Source organism: Devosia sp., from assembly GCF_017307565.1.
Classification (GTDB): Bacteria; Pseudomonadota; Alphaproteobacteria; order Rhizobiales; family Devosiaceae; genus Devosia.
Genome location: NZ_JAFKHD010000148.1, coordinates 1 through 5,834 on the forward strand (window position 1 = coordinate 1; position 5,834 = coordinate 5,834).

The following is a 5,834-nucleotide window of genomic DNA, read 5'->3' on the forward strand; positions in this document are numbered from 1 at the left end:
TAGACGCTTGCCCGTGAAGGGTCAACCGGCAGCGCTTCTATGATGACGAAAGCCTGCGCCAGACCTGCGTCGTCGGTAATTGTGATGTGGATATGGGGCTCGTGGCCCGGTGGGACAAGTCGCTCCAGGGCGCGGAGGGCGCCATTGGTGAGTTTCATAGTGGGCTTGCCCGAAGGCAGGTTCACTACGCCCATGTCGCGCCAATAAACGCCGAAACTAAGGCCGGTTCCCAGGGCCTTCGAACAGGCTTCCTTGGCGGCGAAGCGCTTCGCGTAGGAGGCAGCGCGCTGGGCCCGGCGATCGGACTTGGCGCGCTCGAGGTCGGTAAAGCAGCGATGGGTAAAACGCTCACCGTGACGATCGAGCGTTGCGCCGATGCGGTGAATCTCGATGAGGTCGGAGCCGAGGCCGATGATCATTGTTTTGCTCCTCGTTCGCGGCTCCAGGCCACTATTTTACACCCTGAATGCCGCGGCTGCCGGGTTTCACTGCCGGGATGGCGGCGAGTTCGGGGGGCAGTTGGTCGGCCGGATAGGCCGGCACCTTGAATTCGATCAGCGAAATCAGCGGCACGCCGACATCGGCTTCGCCGGCGGAGCGATCGATGAGGCAGGCGGCGGCAACCACATTGGCACCGATGCCGCGCAGGGCGGCGACGCATTCGCGGATGGAAAGGCCGGTGGACACGATGTCCTCGACGACGATCACCTTGTCGTCAGGCGAGATTTCAAAGCCGCGGCGCAGCTCGAACTGGCCCTCGACGCGCTCGGTGTAGAGCGCAGGCAGGCCAAGCTGGCGGGCGGTTTCGTAGCCGGGGATGATGCCGCCGATAGCGGGCGAGACGACCTTGGTGACGCCGGGAACTTCGGCCTCGATCTTTTCGGCCAGCGCCTTGCAGAGCTTTTCGGTCTCGGCGGCGTATTGGAAGACCTTGGCCTTCTGCAGGAACAGCGGCGAGCGCAGGCCGGAGGACAGGATGAAGTGGCCTTCAAGCAGCGCGCCACACTTGCGGAAAATATCCAGCACTTCATCTTTCGTCACGGCGCGCACTCCTGTCTATCTTGCCATCCCATTCCAGGGTCGAGATCATGCTCGCTTCCCTCAGGCCAGCCCGCTGGACGGCGGAAAGGCCGGGACTGCGCTTGAGCGTTGCCAGAACATCGGTCAATTGCGCAAGGTCGCGGACCTCGATTTCAAAAATCATCTGGTGGAAGTCGGGCGAAATCATCCGCATGACCAGATTGTTGATGTTGGCTTCGCACGAAGCGATGGCAGCGGAAATCTGCGCCAGTGAACCCGGGCGGTTGACCGATTCCATCGAAATGACGGTGGCGTAGAGCTTGTCTTCGGTCGCCGCGACGTCCCAGCGCACGTCGACCCAGGCGACGTCACCATCGTGCTTCTCGATCAGCGCGTCGGAATGGATCGGGTAGACCGTGAGCGGGGCATTGGGTTCGAGAATGCCGACGAGCCGGTCGCCGGGCACGACACCCTCCCCCGTGATGGTGACGGGGGTGTGGAAATCGAGCTGGGCGAGAGCCGCCTTGGCATTGGGGCCGGCATGCTGGCCACCGGGGACGCGGAACTTGAACTGGTCGGTGGCGCGGAGCGCGAACCAGCCGTCGGCCGTGTCGGCCACTGGCAGGTCGAGCTTGCGGCGGCGCTTGCGGATTCCCTTGACCTTGGCAAGCGCATTGCCGAGGTCTTCGCTGCCGATCTTGCCTTCGCCCACGGCGATGAGGAATTCGCGCTTGCCGGCCTGCCCGAGTTCTTCGGCGAGGGCCTTGCTCTCACTATCGTCGAGCATGACGCCTTCGCGTTCGAGCATCATGTTGAGGACGTGTTCGCCGAGCGCATAGGCGCGCTGCATGGTCGACTGGCGAACGGCACGGCGAATGGCGGCGCGAGCCTTGCCGGTAGCGGCAATGCCGATCCAGTTACTGGGCGGACGATGGTTCTGATCGCGCAGGATTTCGACTTCATCGCCCGAGCGGAGCTGGGTGACGAGCGGCAGGATCAGGCCATTGATCTTGGCGCCGACGCAGGTATCGCCGATATCGGTATGGAGCGCATAGGCGAAGTCGATCGGCGTCGCGCCACGCGGCAGGGCGATGAGGCGCCCGCGCGGCGTGAAGCAGAAGACCTGATCCTGAAAGAGCTCAAGCTTTGTATATTCGAGGAAATCTTCGGTCGAGATGCCCGAGGTCAGGTGGCTGATCGACTGGCGGAGCGAGCCATAGGCCTGGGATTCGTTCTCGATGCGCCCGAGATTGGCCGAGGAACCATCCTTGTAGAGCGCGTGGGCCGCGATGCCGAATTCGGCGATGCGGTCCATTTCCTCGGTACGGATCTGCAGCTCGACGCGCTGGCGGCTAGGACCAACGATGGTGGTGTGGATCGAGCGGTAGTCGTTGTGCTTGGGGACCGAGATATAGTCCTTGAAGCGACCGGGCACGACCTTCCACTGGGTGTGGATGATGCCCACCGTGCGGTAGCACTCTTCGAGCGACTGCACGATGACACGGAAGCCGATCATGTCCGACAGCTGTTCCAGAGCGATCGACTTGCGCTGGATTTTCGAGAAGATCGAATAGGGCGACTTCACCCGCGCTTTTACGCGCGCTGTAATGCCTTCGGCGGCCAGACGCTCCGTCAGCTCACGCGTGATGGTGTCGATGGTTTCCTTGTTCTCTGCCTGGAGCTGGTCGAGGCGCTCGATGATCGCCTTGTAGTGATCGGGCTGGAGAATGCGGAACGAGAGATCTTCAAGCTCATTGCGCATGTCCTGCATACCCATGCGGCCGGCGAGCGGGGCATAGATATCCATGGTTTCCTGCGCGATGCGCTGCTGCTTGTCGGCGCGCATATATTGCAGGGTGCGCATATTGTGCAGGCGATCGGCGAGCTTCACGAGGAGAACGCGCACGTCCTGGCTGATGGCGAGCAGCAGCTTCCTGAGGTTTTCGGCCTGCGCTTCCTCGCGGCTGACGAGATTGAGGCGCTCGATCTTGGTCAGGCCATCGACAATGGTGGCAATCTCGGCGCCAAAGATCTGGTCGATTTCGGCGCGGGTCGCGTCCGTATCTTCCACCGTGTCGTGGAGGAGGCCCACGGCGATCGAGGCGTCGTCGAGTTTGAGGTCCGTGAGGATGGCCGCCACTTCGAGCGGATGGTTGAAATAGGGGTCGCCGGAGGCGCGCTTTTGCGAGCCATGCTTCTGCATGGCGTAAACATAGGCCTTATTCAACAACTGCTCGTCGGCGTTCGGGTTATAGGCCTGAACGCGTTCGACGAGTTCATACTGACGCATCATGGAGTTCGTCGCTCTCGGAACAATCCATACTTAGCGCGTTGAATGAAAATGGGAAGAGTCGGATGCGGGAGTTTCGGGCTCGGTTAAGAAAAAGCGCGAAAACAATAAGTGAAGCGGAGCCGGCGGAGGCCGTTCCGGGTGGTGCGGAGGCTCGTGTCGAAGGGCTTGCGCCAAAAGAAAACACCCCCGGCGAGGCCGAGGGTGTTTCCAAGCTTCATGGTGCCAATGCGAACGACTTAGTCGTCGCGGCGTTCCGGCGGAGCCAGGCTCTCGATGCCGCGCAGCAGTTCTTCTTCGCTGATGGTATCGAAATTGATCGAGTCGTCGTCGCCAGCGCTCTCGATGAGCGGAGCGGCGTGGCTCTCGGGCTCGTCCACTTCGACATACTTCTGCAGCGAGTGGATCAGATCTTCATGCAGGTCATCCGGCGAGATGGTGCCGTCGCCGATTTCGCGCAGGGCAACGACAGGATTCTTGTCGTTGTCGCGCGAGACGGTGATCTGAGCGCCGGAGGAAATCATGCGCGCACGGTGAGCGGCCATGAGCACGAGGTCGAAGCGATTGTCGACCTTTTCGATGCAGTCTTCAACGGTGACGCGTGCCACGAACGTCTCCAAATTTGTGGGGAGAAAGTCTCCGCATACACCACGTTAACCGGGATGGCAAGCATGGCGCCCGATTCGTCTCCCCTTGCCTTGGCGCCGGGCAGAAAATATACGGATAGCGAAGTTAATCGAAATAATAGCGAGATTGCCTCGCAATGCCGAGTCGGGACCACTCGGCGCCAGTGGTTATAATTTACTCATTTCATTGGAGAATTTTCCAAACATGGCCGTAGACCCACGGGAAAAAATCGCCCTCTTCATCGATGGCGCCAATCTTTATGCCACGTCGAAGGCAATTGGCGTCGATATCGACTATCGCAAGCTACTCACCGAATTCAGCAACAAGGCCTATCTGCTGCGGGCCAACTATTACACCGCGCTGGTGGAGGACCAGGAATATTCCTCGATCCGCCCGTTGATCGACTGGCTCGACTATAACGGCTACACGGTCGTCACCAAGCCGGCCAAGGAATTCACCGACGCCCTCGGACGCCGCAAGGTGAAGGGCAATATGGACATTGAGCTTTGCGTCGATGCGCTGGAGCTCTCCCCCTATTTCGACCACCTCATTCTCTTTTCCGGCGACGGCGACTTCACAGCGCTGGTGGCGGCGCTGCAGCGCAAGGGCAAGCGCGTGACCGTGGTTTCGACGCTGACCACCTCCACCCCGATGATTTCGGACGACCTGCGGCGGCAGGCGGACTTTTTCCTCGATGTGGCGGAGCTGGCAAAGACGGTGGGCCGGCCACAGGTGCAGAGGCCGACTGAGGCCTGACGACGGCGCCCGGCCGTGCTCCGGGCGTTCCCGCCTGCCCCTCTTTCGAGGGAATCCCATTGTATGGAAACAGAAATTCCCGCTTTCGCGGGAATGACGCCGTGTATTTTGGAAGGTGTGGAAGCCTGAGCGCAGCTCTCAGCCGCGCCCGCCTTCCTTCATGATGCGGGCCTTGTCGCGGCTCCAATCGCGGTCGCGGCTGGTGGCGCGCTTGTCGTAGTTTTTCTTGCCCTTGCCGATGCCGATGAGCAGCTTGGCGCGGCCCTGATCGTTGAAATAGAGTTTCAGGGGCACGATCGTATGGCCGGCGCGGGCGACTTCTTGATCGAGGCGAGCCAGTTGCTTCTTGCTCACGAGGAGTTTGCGCGGGCGCTTTTCCTGATGATTGAAGCGGTTGGCCTGGAGATATTCCTGGATGTGGGAATTGATCAGCCAGAGCTCGCCCTTTTCGGGGGAGGCGTAGGATTCGGCGATCTGCGCCTTCCCGAGGCGCAGCGATTTGACCTCGGTGCCGGTCAATTCGATGCCGGCCTCGAGGGTGTCGCCGATTTCATAGTCAAAACGCGCACGACGGTTTTCAGCCACGAGACCGTGGCTGATCCATCCGTTCTTGTTCTTGTCGTTCTTCTGCTGTGCCATAAGTTCCCAGGCGCATCCTTGATGCGAAAAGCCCGGAGCTTTTCGCTAGATGCTCTTAGATAAGGCCGGCATGGGCAATTGCCAAATCCATGGCGTCCTGGGTCGGCTTGCTGATCGGCAGCAGCGGCAGGCGCATTTCATTGGCGCAAAGATTGAGGCGATTGGCCACATACTTCGCGGGAGCCGGATTGGGCTCCATGAAGAGATCCTTGTGGAGATAAGCCAGCTTTTCATTGATCGCGCGGGCAGACTTGAAATCGCCGGCCAGCGACAATTCCTGCATTTCCGAGCAGAGGCGCGGCGCCACGTTGGCTGTCACCGAAATGCAGCCATTGCCGCCATGCGCATTGAAGCCCAGCGCGGTGCTGTCATCGCCCGAGAGCAGGATGAAATCTTCGCCGAGCTTGACGCGTTCCATGGTGGCGCGTTCGAGATCGCCGGTCGCATCCTTGACGCCGATGATGTTGCTATGCGCATCGCGGAGGCGCGCAATGGTGTCAAC

Annotated in this window: 7 protein-coding genes; 1 reads left to right on the forward strand and 6 read right to left on the reverse strand. The window is 60.6% G+C overall.

Annotated elements, in window-relative coordinates; translation table 11 throughout:
- From acpS to rpoZ, 4 genes are all read right to left on the reverse strand, one after another.
- Positions 1 to 419: holo-ACP synthase (gene acpS / locus J0I64_RS03975; protein ID WP_291406313.1), on the reverse strand; the 419-nt coding region annotated here is incomplete at its 3' end.
- A gap of 31 nt (positions 420 to 450) precedes the next feature.
- A complete protein-coding gene (pyrE, locus tag J0I64_RS03980; protein WP_291406314.1) occupies positions 451 to 1,041 on the reverse strand; it encodes an orotate phosphoribosyltransferase in 591 nt (196 codons plus the stop codon).
- Entirely contained in the window at positions 1,028 to 3,313 is a 2,286-nt protein-coding gene (locus J0I64_RS03985; protein ID WP_291406315.1) for a bifunctional (p)ppGpp synthetase/guanosine-3',5'-bis(diphosphate) 3'-pyrophosphohydrolase, read from the reverse strand. Before J0I64_RS03985 ends, pyrE begins: the two co-directional genes overlap by 14 nt.
- Before the next feature lie 236 nt (positions 3,314 to 3,549).
- Complete coding sequence (rpoZ, locus tag J0I64_RS03990) at positions 3,550 to 3,918, reverse strand: DNA-directed RNA polymerase subunit omega (RefSeq protein WP_056309918.1); 369 nt, start codon at positions 3,916 to 3,918, stop codon at positions 3,550 to 3,552.
- Positions 3,919 to 4,141: 223 nt separating this feature from the next.
- Here rpoZ and J0I64_RS03995 point away from each other — a divergent pair, with 223 nt between their 5' ends.
- The gene (locus tag J0I64_RS03995; protein ID WP_291406316.1) at positions 4,142 to 4,693 is read left to right on the forward strand and encodes an NYN domain-containing protein; all 552 of its coding nucleotides are present in this window, start codon (positions 4,142 to 4,144) and stop codon (positions 4,691 to 4,693) included.
- 138 nt (positions 4,694 to 4,831) lie between these two features.
- On the opposite strand, the gene smpB is transcribed toward J0I64_RS03995, so the two are convergent.
- On the reverse strand, positions 4,832 to 5,332 hold the full coding sequence (smpB, locus tag J0I64_RS04000) for an SsrA-binding protein SmpB (RefSeq protein WP_291406317.1): 501 nt from the start codon (positions 5,330 to 5,332) through the stop codon (positions 4,832 to 4,834).
- A 55-nt stretch (positions 5,333 to 5,387) separates the two neighbouring features.
- On the reverse strand, positions 5,388 to 5,834 hold a 447-nt coding region (locus tag J0I64_RS04005; protein WP_291406318.1), incomplete at its 5' end, for a dihydrodipicolinate synthase family protein.